Here is an 18,265-nt window from a genome sequence, read left to right as displayed (position 1 = left end):
TACCTTACAATCCCCCGAAATCAAAGGACTCCAAATATTTGGTCGTAAATATCCCTGATTTAAAGCCAGGGTCGTCCATGAGGCGGATATGGAAAGGAATCGTAGTTTTTATCCCTTCAATGACGCATTCCTGCAAAGCCCGTTTCATGCGGGTCATCACTTCTTCGCGTGACTGACCGCTTACGATAATCTTAGCAATCATTGAGTCATAATTGGGGGGAATGGTGTAGCCGGCATACACGTGGCTATCGATACGAACGCCGTGACCGCCCGGAAAGTGCAATTGCGTAATCTTGCCGGGGCTTGGGCGAAACCCGTTGGCGGGGTCTTCGGCGTTGATACGGCACTCCATTGCGTAGCGTTGTGGGGTGTAGTTTTGTCCCGAAATTGGCTCGCCAGCCGCCACTTTGATTTGTTCCTTAATGAGGTCAAAGTTGGTTACTTCTTCCGTAATCGGGTGTTCTACCTGAATCCGGGTATTCATTTCCATAAAGTAGAATTCACCGTATTTGTCGACCAAAAACTCAATGGTTCCTGCACCTTCGTAATTGATGGCCGAGGCGCCTTTGATGGCAGCCTGTCCCATACGCTCCCGAAGTTCGGGGGTCACGATGGGAGAAGGTGTTTCTTCAACCAGTTTTTGGTGGCGACGCTGAATCGAGCAATCGCGCTCCGAAAGATGGCATACTTTGCCATATTGGTCACCTACCACCTGAATTTCAATGTGGCGAGGTTCTTCTACAAATTTTTCGAGATAAAGACCATCGTTACCGAAAGCAGCGCCTGATTCCATTTTGGCATCATCCCACGCCTTCTGAAACTCACTTTCTTCTTTGATGATGCGCATTCCGCGTCCACCGCCCCCAGCGGTTGCTTTCACAATGACGGGGTAGCCAATTTCTTTGGCCAATTCTTTGCCTTGTTCGACAGAGTCAAGCAGTCCTTCTGAGCCTGGAATCACGGGCACGCCCGCGGCTCTCATGGTTGCTTTAGCGGTGGCTTTGTCGCCCATGAAATTAATCTGTTCGGCCGTTGCTCCGATGAATTTGATACCGTAATCGGCACAAATGCGAGAAAACTCGGCATTCTCCGATAAAAATCCGTAGCCGGGGTGAATGGCGTCGGCGTTGGTGATTTCGGCAGCCGAAATGATGTTTGGAATATTCAGGTAGGACTGACGGCTCGCAGGAGGTCCAATACAAACCGCTTCGTCGGCAAAACGTACGTGCAGACTTTCACGGTCGGCTGTTGAGTACACCGCCACGGTCTGAATTCCCATTTCGCGGCAGGTACGAATCACCCGTAAGGCGATTTCCCCGCGATTGGCAATAAGTATTTTTTTAAACATAATTTTGAGTCATTGAGTAGTCATTGATAATCATGAAATTGGCATAGTATCAGGGCGTTTTTCAATCAAGACTTGATTGTTCCCGACATTTTACGGCAAAAACTTGATTAACTCCGACGATTTAAATGGGTTCTACCAAGAACAAAGGCTGGTCGTATTCAACGGGAGTTGCATTTTCAACCAATACTTTCACGATCCGGCCCGATACTTCCGACTCGATTTCGTTAAAGAGTTTCATCGCTTCAACGATACAAACTACTTTGCCCGTCGTAACATCGTCGCCTATTTCTACAAATGAAGGTTTGTCGGGGCCACCTGAGCGGTAAAAAGTACCAATCATTGGCGATTTAATGGTCAGGTACTTTGAATCATCGGCTTTGGGAGCCACAGGGGCGGCGGCAGGCTGGGGGGCGGGAGCCGCGGGCTGAGGAGCCGCTACGGGCGCTGCTGCTACGGGAGCAGGGGCGGCCGTTACATACGTAGCCGCCGCATTTTTCTTTACACTTACCTTAAATTCTCCGGTTTCGATATTGACTTCATCCAAGCCAGAATTAGCGATGAAGTCTAACAATTTTTGAATGTCTTTGATTTCCATTTTTTTAGTGGTTATTACGCAGTCGTCACTATTTTTTAGCGCCATGCCATCAATGGTGGGCTACAATCAGTAGGAATTATTTTACGCGTTCTACATAATCGTAAGTGCGGGTATCGATGCGGAGTTTATCACCTTCTTCGATAAACATAGGCACCATAATACGGGCTCCTGTTTCAACTTCAACGGCCTTGCGGGGGTTGTTGGCAGTATCCCCTTTGATACCTGGCTCGGCGTAGGTGACGACAAGTTCCACAAAAGAGGGTAATTCACAGGTAAGCGGGGATTCGTTTTCGGTATTAATGAGTACTTCAACGACTTGGCCTTCTTTCAGCAAATCGGCCGCCGTAAGAAGTTTTTCTGAGATAGAGATTTGGTCAAATGTTTCATTGTCCATAAAATTATAACCAGTCTCATCTTTGTACAAATACTGGAAAGAGCGGCGTTCTACACGAACTGGATAAATAGCTACTCCTGAGTTGAAGGTATTATCCAACACTTTTCCGGTGGTAAGGCTTTTGATTTTCGTGCGTACGAAAGCCGCGCCTTTGCCAGGTTTTACGTGTTGAAATTCAATCACTTGGAATAAATCGTTGTTGAAGTTAATGACCAATCCATTACGGATGTCTGCGGTTGTTGCCATACTTTTTTGAGTTACAGTTTTTGGTTGAGTAGTTGATTGGTAAAGCGACTAAAACTACCTTAAGAACCCTTAAAACTGACGATTATTTGCAAAATATAGGTTGATAAAAAAAAATTAAAGAGCTGCTGGAAAGCTTAGTAGCCCCATTTGACATACACAGAGCCCCAAGTGAACCCACCTCCAAAAGCGGCCAAAATCAGGTTGTCGCCTTTATTGAGTTGAGATTCGTAATCCCACAAACAGAGCGGGATGGTAGCGGCGGTGGTGTTGCCGTATTTTTGAATATTAAGCATCACTTTGTCCATTCCTACTTTCATCCGATTGGCGGTGGCAGAAATGATACGTTTGTTGGCTTGATGCGGTACGAGCCACGCCACATCGTCGCCGGTGAGGTGATTGCGCTCCATGATTTCGGCGGCAACGTCGGCCATATTGGTGACGGCAAATTTAAATACTGAAGGGCCATCTTGGTACGCATAGTGCCAGCGTTTATCGATGGTTTCGTGGGTGGGTGGGTAGCGGCTGCCCCCTGCTTTTTGGTTCAGGAAAGGCTGCCCCGCGCCGTCGGAGCGAATAATACTGTCGATAATTCCGAAGCCTTCGATGTTGGGTTCGAGCATTACTGCCCCCGCTCCATCACCGAAAAGCACGCAGGTAGTACGGTCGGTGTAGTCGACGATGGCCGACATTTTATCGGCGCCTACTATAATAACCTTCTTATATTTTCCTGTTTCGATAAACTGAGAGCCCACGGTCAGGGCGTACACAAAGCCCGAACAAGCCGCCTGAATATCAAAACTCCCGATGGATTTGATACCGACCATGTCGCAGATAAGATTGGCGGTGCTTGGAAAGATAAAGTCTGGTGTTGTGGTTGCGCAGATGAGTAAATCAACTTCTTCTGGGGCGGTATGGGTCTTTGCCAAAAGACCTTTTACCGCTTCAGCTGCCATGTGAGAAGTACCAAGGCCTTCTCCTTTGAGGATGTGACGTTCTTTGATACCTGTGCGGGCGGTTATCCATTCGTCATTGGTATCAACCATTTTTTCCAATTCTGCATTGGTCAAAATGTAGTCGGGTACGTATCCTTGTATCCCCGTAATAGCAGCTCGAATTTGACTCATTTTTTACTTCGTAAAAGTTATTAGTTATCTGGGTCTCGGTTATCCGTAAGTCTGTTTTTTAAATTCGGACCACGGCGAACTGGTAACAGCTAACGCAGTTTTAACTTAGGGCTTTTGCAATCTGAACGTAGGCGTGTGATTCCACTTGTTTGCGCGCCCAGGTAATCATATTTTTGATGGCGATGGCCGAGGATATTCCGTGGGCAATCATGACGTTGCCATTGACTCCGATGATGGAGCTACCGCCGACTGATTCATAATTCATTTTATCAATGAAATCATCCTGAATACCGCGCTCTTTGGCAACATCGTAGAAAGATTCGGCTAACTTGAAAAGGGCATTGCCCGTAAATCCGTCGGTAACAATGACGTCGGCTTTGTCGTCAAACATATCGCCGCCTTCCATGTTGCCCACAAAATGAATTCGGGTATTATCTTTTAAAAGCTGGTGAGCGGCCTGCGCTACTACTGAGCCTTTCTGCTCTTCTTCCCCGATGTTCATTAAAGCCACGCGTGGGCGTTCAATCTGGAAAGTTTGCTGGGCGAAGATAGAGCCTATTACGCCAAATTGCTCCAATACTTCTGGTTTGCAGTCGGCATTGGCCCCAATATCGAGCATGACGGCGTGTCCGCCTTTTTTTTGAGGAACAAATCCTACAATGGCTGGGCGGATGATTCCCTCAATGGCTTTGATGCTGAAGAGTGCCCCTACGTGCATAGCACCTGTGTTGCCTGCTCCGCAAAAAATATCTAATTGTTTGTCTTTTAATAACTTAAATCCAATTGAGATACTGGAATGTGGCTTCTGAGAGAGCGCTTTTGTGGGATGTTCACCCATTTCAACGACTTCTTCGGCATGGACAACTTCAATTTGACTGCCCTGATAATTATATTTTTCCAGTAAAGCATTGATTACATCCTGCTTACCAATCAATACAATATGGATATCCGGGGGTAATTGGGATGCTGCATTGACGGCTCCTTCTATTATAGCATCGGGGGCAAAATCCCCTCCCATTGCGTCTATTCCTATTTTCATTATTCTTTAGAGGTATTGGGTATCAAGAAGGTATCGTTATACTCAAAATGAGGCTGTAAAAATAGCAGATAACCGATACTAAAAAAGCATTTCACAACAACTTTATCTATAAGTTGCCATAAAATGCTTTCACATACAGAGAGTTATGAATTAGACTTGCTTGTAGCCTTCTACCACAACTTTGCCTTTGTAAACCAAATTTCCTTCAAATACGTGCGCACGGTGCATCAAATGTACTTCGCCCGTTGTTGGGTCAGTTGAAAGTGCTTTACCCTGGATTGCGTCGTGTGTACGGCGTTTGTCGCGGCGAGTGCTTGAATGTCTTCGTTTGGGATGTGCCATTGCTTTATGTCTTTATTGTTTGTTCGTTATCTATAGTTACTCTAAAAAAATGCTTATTCTTTTCCTTTTAACTTTTGTAAAGCGGCCCAGCGGGGGTCTATTGCTTCGTTGTCGGGGGCATCAGCGGCTTTTTCTTCGCTTTCTTCTCCCGACTGGTACACCAAAATCCCCTCTTCTTCTTCATCTTCGTTCTCTTCATTTCTGAAGCGAGGATGAAGTTTTTTCATGGGTAATGAAAGCGCGATGAAATCGAAAATGTACTGAGCAACGTTGATTTTAACCGTTTCGTGACGGATAAGCTCAATGTCTTCGGCGAGTATTTCATCGTGGTCTCCAAATTTTAAAATGAGCTTTTCGGTTAAATCAATCGGCTCTTCAAAAACTTCAAGACTGCGGTCACACACCAACTCAACGACTCCTGCAATGCTAAAATTAAGAATCAGCATCGTAGTAGACTTGTCGATGGTCAAATGCGTTGTAAAATGACCATTTTCAATTAATTCTTGCTCCAGTGCCTCGAAAAATTCGCGACCTGATTCAAAATTATAGACATACTGCTTGTCTTTTAAACCGTAAATGCCTATGTCGTACTGTGTTAGCGCTTTCACTTCTCTATCAAAATGGGCTGCAAAGTTAGGAGTATTTATTAAAAATCGCAAATCTAAAAAAGTTTATATTAGATTTTAATGTCGACAGAGCGAAAAACGCGGTTTTAACGCTCAAGAGGCCCCAAGTCTGAGAAATATTTTTCAAAGTGAGTCGATAAAATCGCTTTACCGTCGAGAAGAGAATTTGGGACGTTCGTCCTTTTTTTTGCCCATTTATCCTCAATTCTGTCACCATTTGACCAGTAGCTTGCATCTTGTTTACGAAAATCATTCTTAACCATAAAAAATCAACAGCCATGAAAACAATCATTTTTGCCATCGCCTTTTTGACTTCCGTAGCGGCCATTGCCCAGGACAGCGTTGAAGATTCAGCCAAAGAAAAACCGTCGAAGATTTATTACACGCAGGGAGGAAATGGTGCTCTTTTGTCATTTTCGCAAGTAACTCGCAACGGTAAAGAAGTCGGAAGTATTCCGCGTTTTACGCTTTTTTTTAACTTAGGTACAAATGCCAATCTGGACTTGGGAAATCATTTCGGGGTTTTTGGTGGATTGAACCTGACCAATATCGGAATGATTACGGAAGAAGAGATTGTAGGAACGGTCAAAACCGATAAATTTAAAACCAAACAGCGGGTGTATGCGGTGGGAATTCCGGTGGGGATTAAAATCGGAGATTTGCGTAACTTTTACGTTTACGGGGGAGCCGAAGCGGGTTTTGCCTTCAATTACAAACAAAAAGACTTTATCAATGGCGAGAAGGTCGATAAATTTAACGAATGGTTCAGCAATCGTACCAACGCATTTATGCCCGCCGTTTTTGTTGGATTTCAGGCTAAAAATGGGTTTGGATTAAAAGTGCAGTATTACCTAAATGACTTCTTGAATCAGGGCTTTTCGGAAGGTGGCGCAAAGCCTTACGCGGGTACAGAATCCCGTATTTTCTTCCTGACGTTGGGGTATAATTTTAGCAAGAAATAGTTGGAGGTTTTAAGAAAATAGTTGGCAGTCTACAGTAGGCAGTTAAAAATTGCGTAAATTTTACTGCCTACTGCCTACTGCCTACTGCCTACTGCCTACTGCCTACTGCCTACTGCCTACTGCCTACTGCCTACTGCCTACTGCCTACTGCCTACTGCCTACTGCCTACTGCCTACTGCCTACTATTTTGCTTCTTTCACCAAAAAACAAGAAGCAGCGGCCAAGAGCATACAAACCCCCGCCAACACAAGGGCATTGCGAGGGTCATCGCCCAGCAATGTTTTATAGAAAAGTGGTACGGTAAGCATCCCGATAAACTGCGGAACACAGATAAAACCGTTGAATATACCCATATATACCCCCATTTTTTCTTGGGGCACGGCTTCGGCCAGCATTAGATAAGGCATTGACATGATGGAACCCCACATGAACCCGATGATGGTCATGCCTGCTAAATAAATCATTTTATCGTTCGAAATCAGCGTCATAAAGAAACCCGCCGCTCCGAGGCACATAAACAGTGCGTGGGTGGCACGGTTGCTCCCGATGGCTTTGGCAATCCGGGGGATAAAAAATGAAACGACGGCGCACGAAATGCTGAACATGGCAAAACAAAGCCCGCCCCATTTGGTCCCTTCTTCAAAACCCGTTGGATTTGAAACGGCATCGGGCGCGTTGAACGCGTATTTGGCCGTAGCCAATGAAAGGTATTGCCACATCAGTGGTAGGCCGTACCAAGTAAAAAACTTTACCCACCACAATTGACGCATTACCGTAGGCATGGTTGAAAGTGGAGCCAGAATTTCCTTGAATACGGGCAACATCAATACCAAGTACCCGCCAATTAAAATACCAAAGCCCCATTTAAGGCCGTTGGCCAAGCCGCCCGAAAAGTAAGCAAAGCCAAAGGCCAAAATGGCGGCGCCAACAGCCAAGGCTAAATGCCAAAAGGAAATGGATTTTTTTTCTTCTTCCGAGAAAACGTGCGCTTTCTTATAATCATCGTTTTCGGGAGGGTATTCTTTGGTGGTACGCATTGTCCAAAATACCGCGATTAAAATAGACGCCGCTCCTATATAAAATGGATAGCGAACGGAGTTGGGAATACCGTTGGCTAGTTGGTCGTCGGATAAAACCATTGAGATGCCCAAAAGCGGCAAAATATAAGGCATCAGGTTGGCAAGGGTTTGTCCAAAACCCACAAAGAAGGATTGGACCGCAAATCCAACAGGGCGCTGTTTTTCGTTGAGCATATCACCCACAAAAGCCCGGAAAGGTTCCATGGCAGAATTGAGGCCCGCGTCGAGAATCCACATCAAACCCGCCGCCATCCAAACTGCCGAAGAGTTGGGCATCATAATCATGGCAATGCTTCCTAAAAGTGCTCCAGCAAGGATAAATGGCCTACGCCGGCCCCATGTGGGGGACCAACTGCGGTCCGAAACGGCCCCGATGATAGGCTGGAGCAATAAGCCCGTAAGCGGTCCAGCAAGCCAAAGGCCTGGGATAGACGCTTCGTCGGCTCCAAGGTAGCGGAAAATGGGACTCATATTGGCTTGTTGCAAGCCAAAGCCATATTGAATACCTAAAAACCCGAAACTCATGTTCCAGATTTGCCAAAAGGTTAATTTGGGTTTTTCGTTCATTACATAGGTTAAGTTAAATCGAAAGCAGTGATGCAATTATAGGCATTTCGTCATTAATTGCAAATCTTCTGACTTACATTTAAGTCAGAAAAATTTGGATGAAAGTAATAAAAGTAAGCCGTCGCTAGTTGTTAACTAGGGGTTATATTATTTTCGCCTGTCTATAGCCTTTAGTAATCGTATACATTATTTTCTTTCAGCTATTACCCAGTCTCGTTTATGAAGTTGTTGCTCTTAATTTCTCTATTCTCACTTTTATTGACGGCCGAAGAAACCGCACTCACCATTGAAATAACCAATATTCGCCACCCAAAAGGCACTTTGCGTTTGGGCGTATTTAGGGCAGGGAATACGTTTGGAAGTACGTACACAAAGCCTGATTTTGGGCAAATGGTGACGGTGTTGGGCAAAGGAGAGGCACGTACCGTAATGAATTTGCCGCCAGGGCGTTATGCACTGGCGTTGTATCACGATATGAATGATAATTGGAAACTAGACAAAAACTTCGTGGGTTATCCCAAGGAGCCTTTTGGTTTTAGTAATAACTATCGTCCAGTATTTACGGGGCCTAATTTTGAAGATTGCGCCTTTGAAGTGAAAGGCAACGGAACTTCACACCTAAGAATAAAGCTGCTGAATTAAGCGGTTTTAACTGGACGGAAACCTTAGTGGTCGAGATTTTTCTTTATCAATTGAAAAATACCTCGTCCACAAACACCCACGCGGGTTGTCCTTTGCCCGGATGCCATGCGGGGAGCTTCGCCACAGGCCGCGCCACAATTTTAATGACGCTGTATTTACCCTCTTTCAATTGGCTCTGAATGGCTTCGACGCGGGCAGACTGGTCTTTGGTCGGTTGTTCGGGTAAAATTTTCTGTAATAGTGTCAAATGGGCTTTGTCGCTGCCGCCCCATACTTCGACCGATGCTGGTGGGAAAATGAAGCCGCCGATGTTTTTGCCAATGCTCAGGGTTACTGCTTTGACTCCCGTAGGTTGGGCAAAGGTAAACAGTGCTTCAAAAGGCTTTTCGCGGTAGCCGAGCCAAGCCGGGTTCTTAAAATCGCTGGCTTCGCCTTTTTTCTGATTGATGAGCGTATTGCTGCCTTCGCCTTGGTACTGAGGGTTGGGTTCGTTTAATAATTCAACAAGGGTAGGGCGATAAGTCCCTTTGAAAAACGTGTATTCGACCACGTCGCTGGCGTACCAGTTGTCTTTGGTCGCGCGGGCTTTTACCACAGTGTAGCCGTTAAGCGCAATTGGTTGTTTATATACCGAAGAAGCTGTAGAATCGGGGACAGAACCATCAAGCGTGTACCGAATCGTAACGCCTTTGAGGGGGTGTTTGAAGGTAACGGGCGTTTGCTCGGTCAACACAAATTTTTCATTGACCAACATCGGTGGATTGAGTTTCAACCTTTCAGATTCTTTGGGAACATAGCCCAATTCAAAGCGAATCTTAGGGTGTTGTTTTTTCAATTCGGCCACTTCTTTCTCTAAAATGGGCGTATTCCAAATAAATACTTCCTGAAGATTGGGTAGATTTCCAATGGTTTTCAATGACTCCTTGGTCACTTTTGTGCCTGACAATGACAGGGATTTTAAGCCCGTCAGCGTCTTAAATGTCGACAGGGTTTTGCCCGTAATGTCTGAATTATTCAAATTCAGTTTTTCTAACTTTTCAAATTTGGCAATGGTTGCCAAATCTTCGTCTTTGATGGGCATATTTGATAAATTCAGTACCACCAATTGTTGTTTGATGTCCGACAACTCCCCCAATTGCTCTGGTTTATACGCCTGACGTACAAAGAAATCAGCCTGCAAGGCAGGGGAATTGTGCGCCAGAGGAAACACCACTCGGAAAGGATTGTTGAGTTTTTCGAGGGTGGATTCAGATGCTGGTTCAAAAGTATAAACCGCTACATTTTCTGTTTTCCTTTCTCCTTTTTCCAAAAATGCTTTTATTGGATCGTTGGCCGCCAATGCTTTGATGGGCTTTTTGACATCGGCTCCGCTCTGCACCCAGGCCGTCAGCAAACCGATTTCCTGCGGGGTCAGCTGGGCTTTTCCTCGGGGAGGCATGTGTTTTTTATCGTCGAGCGGCAGGTTGGCGCGTTGGATAATGTGGCTGTTAAGGGCGTCGCCGGCTACCCATATCGGGCCGTTTTTACCACCTTTTAGTAAGCCCGCTACGGTGGTCATGAGCAGTTCGCCTTTGGTCTTTTGCTCGTTGTGGCATTGAAAGCATTTGGCCTTCAAAATGGGCTGAACGGCCGCTTCAAATACGGGAGTGTCGTCGGTGATGGTAAGGGGGGCGTCGCCATCTTTGGTGGGAAACAGATAATCTTCGCCGTGCGTGAGGCTGGCCCCAAAATGCCCTGTTACGGCCAAAACGACCGCACTGAGCGCCAAAACTGCGTTAAATATGGCTTTCCGTTCAATGGATTGTTGATGCAATAAAACCAAGCGGTACGCCAGAAAACTCAGGCCGATTCCCGTGTATTTGTGCCAGTTGAGTAAGTCGGCGGTGTAACCTTCTTCGCGTGATAAAAAGAAGCCCATCAACGCAGTCAGGGAAGCCGTTAAGGCAGTAAATGACAGGATAAAGCCCAATAATTTGTTAAAGTTTGCCCCTTCAAATTCTTTCCTGAATATCCACAGCAATCCTGCCAAAATCAATAAACCAATGGGCAAATGCAGCAGCATGGGGTGCATTCGTCCCACAGGTTGCAACCACGTCGGAAGGATGACTTTGTCCTGAAATACCAATAAAAACACCAATAAGGCGTGAATGGCTAAAAGTAGGTAAGAGGTTAGGTTTTGAAAACGAGGCATTTTTTGAAAAAAGTGTCGGTTTAGGTAGTCGCTCGCGTCTCGCGAGTGACTGCGTTATGCAATCAGCCCCGGAATTACTTTTCCGGCTACATCTGTCAGGCGGTAGCGGCGGCCTAAGTGCTTGTAGGTCAGCTTTTCGTGATTGAGGCCCATAAGGTGCATGACCGTGGCGTGAAAATCGTTGATGTGTACTGGGTCGCGGACGATATTGTACCCAAAATCGTCGGTTTCGCCGTAAACGGTGCCCGGTTTGACGCCGCCGCCGGCCATAAAGGTGCAATAGGCGCGGGGGTGATGATCGCGGCCGTAATTGTCTTTGGTAGCCGTGCCTTGGCTGTAGTTGGTACGGCCAAATTCGCCACCCCAAATGACCAAGGTTTCGTCGAGCAAGCCACGTTGTTTTAAATCGGTAATCAACGCCGCCGAAGCGCGGTCGGTATCTTTGGCCTGAAGGGGCATTTCACCGACCATGTTGCCGTGTTGATCCCATCCCTGATGGTATAACTGCACAAACCGAACGCCTGCTTCCGACAGCTTGCGGGCCAAAAGGCAGTTGGCGGCAAAAGTGCCCGGCACCAGACATTCCGGACCGTACATTTTGATGATGTGGTCGGGTTCTTTACTGAGGTCAGTGAGTTCAGGTACGGCCGTTTGCATTCGGTAGGCCATCTCGTATTGCTGCACTTTGGCCTTGATTTCGGGGTCACCAAAATCGTCGTAGGCCATGTTATTCAATTCAGAAAGGTTGTCCAGCATCTTACGCCGGGCTGAGCGGTCGGTCCCAGCGGGGTCGTTGAGGTACAAAATGGGTTCTTCGCCGCTGCTGAATACCACGCCTTGGTGGGTAGAGTCTAGAAACCCGTTGGTCCACAGTTTGGAATAAACGCCCTGACCGTTTCCTTTGCCGCGCGAAAGCAACACCGAGAACGCAGGAAGGTTTTTGTTTTCGCTGCCCAGTCCGTAGCTTGCCCATGCGCCCATGCTTGGGCGGTTGCCCTGTTGGGCGCCTGTTTGCATAAACGTGAGGGCTGGGTCGTGGTTGATGGCCTCGGTGTTCATGGTTTTAATCATGCATAGGTCGTCAGCGATGTTGGCGATGTTGGGAAACAACTCACTCATCCACATGCCCGATTGTCCGTATTGCGCAAACTGAAAATGTGAACCTACCAACGGAAATTTGGCCTGATTGGCGGTCATACCCGTGAGACGTTGACCCATGCGAATGGAAGCGGGGAGTTCTTCGCCCGCCATTTTATTGAGCATGGGTTTGTACTCAAAGCTTTCGTATTGTGATGGTGCGCCGTTTTGGAACAGGTAAATCACGCGTTTGGCTTTGGGCGCAAAGTGCGGGATACCCAAGGGCAAGGCATCGGAGTCGTCGCCTGAGCCTTTGAACAAATCGGGAACGAGCAATGAGCCGAGGGCTACACTGCCGATGCCGGCGGTCATTTTACCCAAAAAATGCCGACGATTTATGTTAAAGCGATTTTCTAAAAATTCGTTTTTCATTGTAACCACATAGGGGGATAGGAAACATAGGTTTTATCGAAAAATCCCTTATCTCATGATAACTTCTTCCAAATTATACACCATCAAAATGGTCTGCATCAGCGCCGCTACCGACGGGCGGTCGGGAATGCGGGCCTGGGGCGCTTCGCCTACGCTCAGCAATTTGGTGGCTTTTTGCGGGGCTTTGGCGAGCGCAGCTTTTTCTTCGTCAAAATATTTTCGTATCACATCCAACTCTTTGGATTTGGCTTGACGGCAGACGATTTGGCGGAATGCTTTGCTGATCTTATCGTCAACCGAAGATTTTTCCAACGTCAGTTTTTCGGCCAAGACCCTTGCTGATTCCAGCACGGTGGGGTCATTGAGCATCAGAAGTGCTTGAAGCGGCGTGTTGGTTCGGGAGCGTTTGACTTCGCATTGGTCGCGGTTGCTGGCGTCAAAAATCAACATGTTAGGTGGCGGAACAGTACGTTTGATAAAGACGTACATACCGCGTCGGTAGAGGCTGTCGCCGTGGTCCTGAACGTAGGTTTTTAGGATTCCCCGCCCGGAGGTTGCCGATTCCCACAACCCCTTCGGTTGGTACGTTTTGACACTCGGGCCGCCGATTTCGGGGTTCAGTAAGCCACTGCTGGCGAGTACTAAATCGCGCACAAACTCAGCGGGGAGGCGCATTCTGGGGGCGCGGGCGAGGAAAACATTCTCGGGGTCTTTGGATAAATGGTCTTTGGTGATGGCAGACGACTGTCGATAAGTAGCCGAGAGTACGATTTGTTTGACCAATCGCTTGATGTCCCAACCGTGGGTCCGGAAATCAACCGCCAGCCAATCCAATAATTGCGGATGGGAAGGCAGTTCGCCCTGCATTCCAAAATCGCCAACCGTTTTGACAATTCCCCGCCCAAAATACTCCTGCCACACGCGATTGACAAACACGCGGGCGGTGAGGGGGTTTTTAGGGTCCAGCATCCATTGGGCCAGTCCGAGGCGGTTTTGAGGGTACTTTTTGGGATCAAAAGGAAGAATAAAATTGGGCATATTGGCTGTGACCACATCACCGAGTTGGTCATAGTTGCCACGGTTCAAAATGTGCGTAGGGCGCAGGGTATCTTTGTCCTGCATCACCATGACCAATACCGCCGCCGTGTCGGTTTTATTCACAAATTTCAGAATGTCTTTGACATCCTTCGTCGTGATTTTCATGTTTGGCGGGTCGGCAAAATTGGCGTCAATGGTGCCGAAAAGCCCTTTTTCGGGTACTTGGTTAAAAAACGCGAAGGCACTGTAATAATCTTTCTGCAAAATAGGGTCGTACTTGTGGTCGTGGCATTTGGCACATTCGTAGGTGAGGGCCAAAAACGTCTTTCCGTAGGTATTGGTCCGGTCGGTTACGTACTCGATGCGATATTCTTCGTCAATGACGCCGCCTTCCTGCGTGATTTTGTGGTTGCGGTTAAAGCCCGTGGCCAGCATCATTTCTTTGACCGCGGGGTCATCGGCTTTTTTGCCCTGTTGTTTGGCCAACAAGTCACCCGCCAATTGCCACGTTACGAATTTGTCATAGCCGTAGTTTTGATTGAACGCATGAATGACCCAATCGCGCCACGGCCACATCGTGCGGAGGCCATCATCCTGATATCCGTGGGAGTCGGCATAACGAGCGGCATCAAGCCACGGGAGCGCCATTTTTTCGCCATAGTGCTTACTTTTGAGCAGTTCGTCCACCACTTTTTCGTAGGCGTTTTCAGATTTATCTTTCAAAAAACGTTCCTGTAATTCAAACGAAGGGGGCAGCCCAGTAATGTCAAGCGCTACGCGTTTGAGTAGGCGTTCTTTATCAGCTTCTTCGTTGGGAGAGAGGCCGTTTTCATCCATTTTAGCCAGCGTAAACCGGTCAATTTCATTTTTAGGCCAAGCCTCATCGCTTACTTCGGGGAGCTTGGGCGTGGTGGGTGCAATGAACGCCCAATGCGGTTTGTACTTGGCCCCTTGCTTTATCCATTTTTCGATAAGGGCAATCTCGTGTTCGGTCAGCTTAAGATTTGACTCCACGGGCGGCATGAGTTCGGCGGTGTCTTTGGTCGTGATCCGGAGCCAAACGGCCGAATTGTCCAAGTCGCCAGGGACGATGGCGTGGAGTTTTGGATTGTCCTTCAGGGCAGCATAGGCCGCAGCTTCCGTATCAAGGCGCAAATCAGCTTCGCGTTTGTTGGCGTCGGGGCCGTGGCATTTGAAGCAACGGTCGGAGAGAATCGGCCGAATGTGGTAATTGTAGTCCACCTCGTCGGGAACAGACGCTGCTGCCGCGCCCCCCCGATTGAGAAAGCAAGCTGTTGTGACGCACGCTAACGCAACCACAATGCCAATTAAAAGCCTGTTTTTGAGCAAATAAGACTTTGCCGAGGAAAATATTTTCACGTTAAGGATCGGAACAGTTTATAATAAGTGCAAATATATTTTAAAAAATATTAAAAACTAATTTCTACTCCTTGACGTCAAATAATTTATGCAAACACTACTTTGTGGTAAATTTCAGAAAGGTCAATCGCACATTCTCCAATCTGGATGGCGGTATCTTTTTCGTTGTAAGTATGGCTCAGCCACTCAGCTTCGCTCAGTTTTTTGATCACTTCTACTTTCTTCTTTTTTGAGGAAACCAGTACGTATTCACGAAAGGATGGAATGGTTTTATAGCAATCAAACTTTTCGAGACGGTCGTAACTTTCGGTTGAATCTGACAACACTTCGACAATAATTTCGGGATTTTCGAGCGCATCTAAGCCGTTGGGTGCTTTTTCGTACACAGGGTTTTTGCAAACAATCACCAAATCGGGAAAGACGTATTTTTGACAACCTTCTATTTTTATAAGTTGGTCGCTGTTTAATACGAGACATGCTCCAGACCGAAGACATCCTTCGAGCAAATAAATGAGATTGGAGCAAATGCGATTATGGGCAGGTTGCGCGCCTGCCATCGCAACTACTTCACCCGCGTGGTATTCGAGTTTAATGTCTGATTTCTGAAGTAAATCAAAGTATTCTGCAACGGTTACAAGCGTTGATGTTTGCATAACTTCATCTTTTTTACCAAAAATACAAGAATTCGGGTAGTTGGCAAAGGCGGAAAGCATTTTCGAGAAAGTCCAACTGCCCGCGTTTTTTACTAACTTTGCCTTTTAATTTTGAAGATACATGGAAACAACTCTTTTGAGTCGTATTACGCTAAATCCAAATGTAGGTCACGGAAAGCCTACCATCAGGAATACGCGTTACTTAGTAGAGGGTCTTTTGGAATACCTTGCCGCCGGCGATAGTATTGACGAGGTCTTAGAGTCCTTTCCCGATTTAGAAAAAGAGGATTTATTGGCTTGCCTTCAATATGCATTGGCTACTTTGAAAGTTCAGGGGGCAAATTTAGCGGCATGAAATTTCTCATCGACGCTCAACTTCCGCCGGCCTTAAAATTTGTCTTTTCGAGCCGTGGTTATGAGGCATGTCATACGCTTGATTTACCTTTTAAAAATGATACTCCTGATCAAGAAATAGTAGCATTGGCTGAACGGGAAGGGTACATAGTAATTACAAAAGACAAAGATTTCTACAATTCGTTTGTTTTAAAGCATCAGCCTGAAAAGCTTATTTTGGTACGAGTCGGAAATATTCGAATAAAAGACTTAAAGGCTATTTTTGAAAATAACTTTGATAAACTTCTGCACCTTCTCAACCATAAAGACCTCGTCATTGTTGGGATTGATAAAATTGAGATACACATTTAGATGAAAATTTATTGGCGCATTTTACAGTACGCGCGTCCGTTGAGCCGATACGTGGGGCCGTACTTTATTACTTCATTATTGGGTAGCTTGTTTGGGGTGCTCAATTTTACGTTGATTCAGCCTTTGTTGGATGTTCTTTTCGGAAAAGCAAAAATCCCTGAGCAGTTGGTTTTCCCGTCATTTCGGTTCGACGCGGCCTATTTGGTGGATTTGTTTCAGTATTATTTCGGCCACGCCATTCAGGATTATGGCAAATACGGCGCGTTGCAGTTTGTGTGCGGAGCCATCATGATTTGTGTGTTGTTGTCCAACGTGTTTAAGTATTTTTCCATTCGTATCATCGAAAACTTCAAAGCCTATACCGTGTCGCAACTGCGGCAGGCAGTTTTTGACAACGCCATTCGGTTGAGCTTGTCGTTCTTTTCCAATGAGCGCAAAGGCGACCTTATTTCGCGTGTTACGACGGACGTGCAGGAAATTGAAAACTCACTTGGGCGGGCGTTCAGTGCGTTGTTCAAAGAGCTTTTTACGCTGATTTTCTATTTCGTAACGTTGTTTGCAATGTCGGTCAAGCTGACCTTTTTTACGCTCATCGTGATTCCGCTGTCGGGAATTATCATCGGCACATTAGCCAAAAAACTGAAAGAATCGGCGTCGGAAGTGCAGCAGCGGTTGAGCAATATCATCAGCGTGTTGGACGAAACCTTTGGCGGTATTCGGGTCGTGAAAGGCTTTAATGCTGAAAAAGTGATTCAAAAGCGCTTTGCCGCCGAAAACCAAGGCTATCGTCATGCATTATTGCGGATGGTTTTTCGACAGGAATTAGCCCCGCCGATGTCGGAATTTATGGGTGTGGCTGTGGTGGCGGGCATTTTATTGTACGGCGGTTCGATGGTCTTATCGGATAATTTTGAGCTTTCGGCGTCTACCTTTGTGACGTACATCATCATCTTTTCGCAGGTATTGCGACCCGCCAAAGAAATCTCCAATGCTGTGAGTGGGATTCAGCGCGGGGTGGCATCGGGTGAGCGTATTATGCGACTCATTGATACACCTGTTGAGGTAAAAGATGCGCCGAATGCGGTACAGGTGAAAACATTTAGCCACGCCATTGAATTTCAAAACGTATTTTTTGAGTACGAAAAAGGTATTCCTGTTTTACAGGATATTTCGTTTACGATTGAAAAAGGTAAAACCGTGGCCTTGGTGGGCTCTTCTGGAGGTGGGAAATCGACGGTGGCCGATATGGTGCCGCGTTTTTACGACCCCATTGAGGGTAAGATTTTAATGGATGGCGTTGACTTGCGTGACGTAACTACAAAATCACTGCGCGACCAAATGGGCATTGTGACGCAGGAGTCCATTTTGTTTAACGATACCATTTTTAATAACATCGCTTTCGGCACGGATGCTTCGGAAGAACAGGTCATGGCGGCGGCTAAAATTGCCAATGCGCACCAATTTATTGTGGAACAAAACGACGGCTACCAGACCGTCATCGGCGACCGGGGCACGAAGCTGTCGGGCGGGCAGCGCCAACGCCTGAGCATTGCGCGGGCGATCCTGAAAAATCCACCTATATTGATCTTGGATGAGGCGACTTCGGCCTTGGATACCGAATCCGAAAAATTGGTGCAGGAAGCTTTGACCAATTTGATGAAAAACCGTACAACACTCGTCATTGCGCACCGACTCAGCACGATTCAGCACGCTGATGAAATCCTAGTATTGAGCGGCGGAAAAATCATCGAACGCGGCACACACGACGACCTGTTGACGGATGAAAAAGGGTTTTATCGAAAGCTGAGCGTCATGCAAAGTTGAT

At 46.7% G+C, this 18,265-nt stretch carries 17 protein-coding genes; 5 read left to right on the top strand and 12 right to left on the bottom strand.

Going from position 1 to position 18,265, the window contains the following annotated elements:
- Window positions 1–4: 4 nt before the first annotated feature.
- The 7 genes from accC to DR864_RS12405 all read right to left on the bottom strand — a co-directional run bounded on the left by accC (window position 5) and on the right by DR864_RS12405 (window position 5,696).
- The gene (gene accC / locus DR864_RS12435; RefSeq protein ID WP_114067286.1) at window positions 5–1,348 is read right to left on the bottom strand and encodes an acetyl-CoA carboxylase biotin carboxylase subunit; all 1,344 of its coding nucleotides are present in this window, start codon (window positions 1,346–1,348) and stop codon (window positions 5–7) included.
- 121 nt (window positions 1,349–1,469) lie between these two features.
- Window positions 1,470–1,943, bottom strand: coding sequence for an acetyl-CoA carboxylase biotin carboxyl carrier protein (gene accB / locus DR864_RS12430; RefSeq protein WP_114070255.1), 474 nt, complete (start codon window positions 1,941–1,943; stop codon window positions 1,470–1,472).
- A gap of 76 nt (window positions 1,944–2,019) precedes the next feature.
- Entirely contained in the window at window positions 2,020–2,583 is a 564-nt protein-coding gene (gene efp, locus DR864_RS12425; RefSeq protein WP_114067285.1) for an elongation factor P, read from the bottom strand.
- Window positions 2,584–2,717: 134 nt separating this feature from the next.
- A complete protein-coding gene (locus DR864_RS12420; protein ID WP_114067284.1) occupies window positions 2,718–3,707 on the bottom strand; it encodes a beta-ketoacyl-ACP synthase III in 990 nt (329 codons plus the stop codon).
- 100 nt (window positions 3,708–3,807) lie between these two features.
- Window positions 3,808–4,746: a phosphate acyltransferase PlsX gene (gene plsX, locus DR864_RS12415; protein ID WP_114067283.1), complete on the bottom strand. Its 939-nt coding sequence runs from the start codon at window positions 4,744–4,746 to the stop codon at window positions 3,808–3,810.
- A 150-nt stretch (window positions 4,747–4,896) separates the two neighbouring features.
- Window positions 4,897–5,088: a 50S ribosomal protein L32 gene (gene rpmF / locus DR864_RS12410; RefSeq protein WP_114067282.1), complete on the bottom strand. Its 192-nt coding sequence runs from the start codon at window positions 5,086–5,088 to the stop codon at window positions 4,897–4,899.
- Window positions 5,089–5,141: 53 nt separating this feature from the next.
- Window positions 5,142–5,696, bottom strand: coding sequence for a YceD family protein (locus DR864_RS12405; protein WP_229599567.1), 555 nt, complete (start codon window positions 5,694–5,696; stop codon window positions 5,142–5,144).
- Between the two features lie 296 nt (window positions 5,697–5,992).
- On the opposite strand from DR864_RS12405, the gene DR864_RS12395 reads away from it, so the two are divergent.
- Window positions 5,993–6,676 (top strand): hypothetical protein, encoded by a 684-nt coding sequence (locus DR864_RS12395; protein WP_114067279.1) that lies wholly within the window; start codon window positions 5,993–5,995, stop codon window positions 6,674–6,676.
- Window positions 6,677–6,858: 182 nt separating this feature from the next.
- Here DR864_RS12395 and DR864_RS12390 read toward each other — a convergent pair whose 3' ends face one another.
- The gene (locus tag DR864_RS12390; RefSeq protein ID WP_114067278.1) at window positions 6,859–8,322 is read right to left on the bottom strand and encodes an MFS transporter; all 1,464 of its coding nucleotides are present in this window, start codon (window positions 8,320–8,322) and stop codon (window positions 6,859–6,861) included.
- 219 nt (window positions 8,323–8,541) lie between these two features.
- On the opposite strand from DR864_RS12390, the gene DR864_RS12385 reads away from it, so the two are divergent.
- Complete coding sequence (locus DR864_RS12385) at window positions 8,542–8,964, top strand: DUF2141 domain-containing protein (RefSeq protein WP_114067277.1); 423 nt, start codon at window positions 8,542–8,544, stop codon at window positions 8,962–8,964.
- 46 nt (window positions 8,965–9,010) lie between these two features.
- Here the strand turns inward: DR864_RS12385 and DR864_RS12380 are convergent, their stop codons facing one another.
- The 4 genes from DR864_RS12380 to DR864_RS12365 all read right to left on the bottom strand — a co-directional run bounded on the left by DR864_RS12380 (window position 9,011) and on the right by DR864_RS12365 (window position 15,735).
- Window positions 9,011–11,155, bottom strand: a complete 2,145-nt coding sequence (locus DR864_RS12380; RefSeq protein WP_114067276.1) for an FN3 associated domain-containing protein — start codon at window positions 11,153–11,155, stop codon at window positions 9,011–9,013.
- 54 nt (window positions 11,156–11,209) lie between these two features.
- Complete coding sequence (locus tag DR864_RS12375) at window positions 11,210–12,664, bottom strand: DUF1501 domain-containing protein (protein ID WP_114067275.1); 1,455 nt, start codon at window positions 12,662–12,664, stop codon at window positions 11,210–11,212.
- A gap of 48 nt (window positions 12,665–12,712) precedes the next feature.
- The gene (locus DR864_RS12370; RefSeq protein WP_229599566.1) at window positions 12,713–15,082 is read right to left on the bottom strand and encodes a PSD1 and planctomycete cytochrome C domain-containing protein; all 2,370 of its coding nucleotides are present in this window, start codon (window positions 15,080–15,082) and stop codon (window positions 12,713–12,715) included.
- A gap of 86 nt (window positions 15,083–15,168) precedes the next feature.
- Entirely contained in the window at window positions 15,169–15,735 is a 567-nt protein-coding gene (locus tag DR864_RS12365) for a Uma2 family endonuclease (protein WP_162793767.1), read from the bottom strand.
- 121 nt (window positions 15,736–15,856) lie between these two features.
- Between DR864_RS12365 and DR864_RS12360 the strand changes: the two genes are divergently transcribed.
- From DR864_RS12360 to DR864_RS12350, 3 genes are read left to right on the top strand one after another with little or no spacing between them, the layout of a single operon-like run.
- Complete coding sequence (locus tag DR864_RS12360; RefSeq protein ID WP_114067273.1) at window positions 15,857–16,090, top strand: DUF433 domain-containing protein; 234 nt, start codon at window positions 15,857–15,859, stop codon at window positions 16,088–16,090.
- Window positions 16,087–16,440: a DUF5615 family PIN-like protein gene (locus DR864_RS12355; protein ID WP_114067272.1), complete on the top strand. Its 354-nt coding sequence runs from the start codon at window positions 16,087–16,089 to the stop codon at window positions 16,438–16,440. Before DR864_RS12360 ends, DR864_RS12355 begins: the two co-directional genes overlap by 4 nt.
- Window positions 16,441–18,264, top strand: coding sequence for an ABC transporter ATP-binding protein (locus DR864_RS12350; RefSeq protein ID WP_114067271.1), 1,824 nt, complete (start codon window positions 16,441–16,443; stop codon window positions 18,262–18,264).
- Window position 18,265 lies beyond the last annotated feature (1 nt).

The organism is Runella rosea, assembly GCF_003325355.1.
Taxonomy (GTDB): Bacteria; Bacteroidota; Bacteroidia; order Cytophagales; family Spirosomataceae; genus Runella; species Runella rosea.
This window is presented reverse-complemented; position numbering and strand designations above follow the sequence as displayed.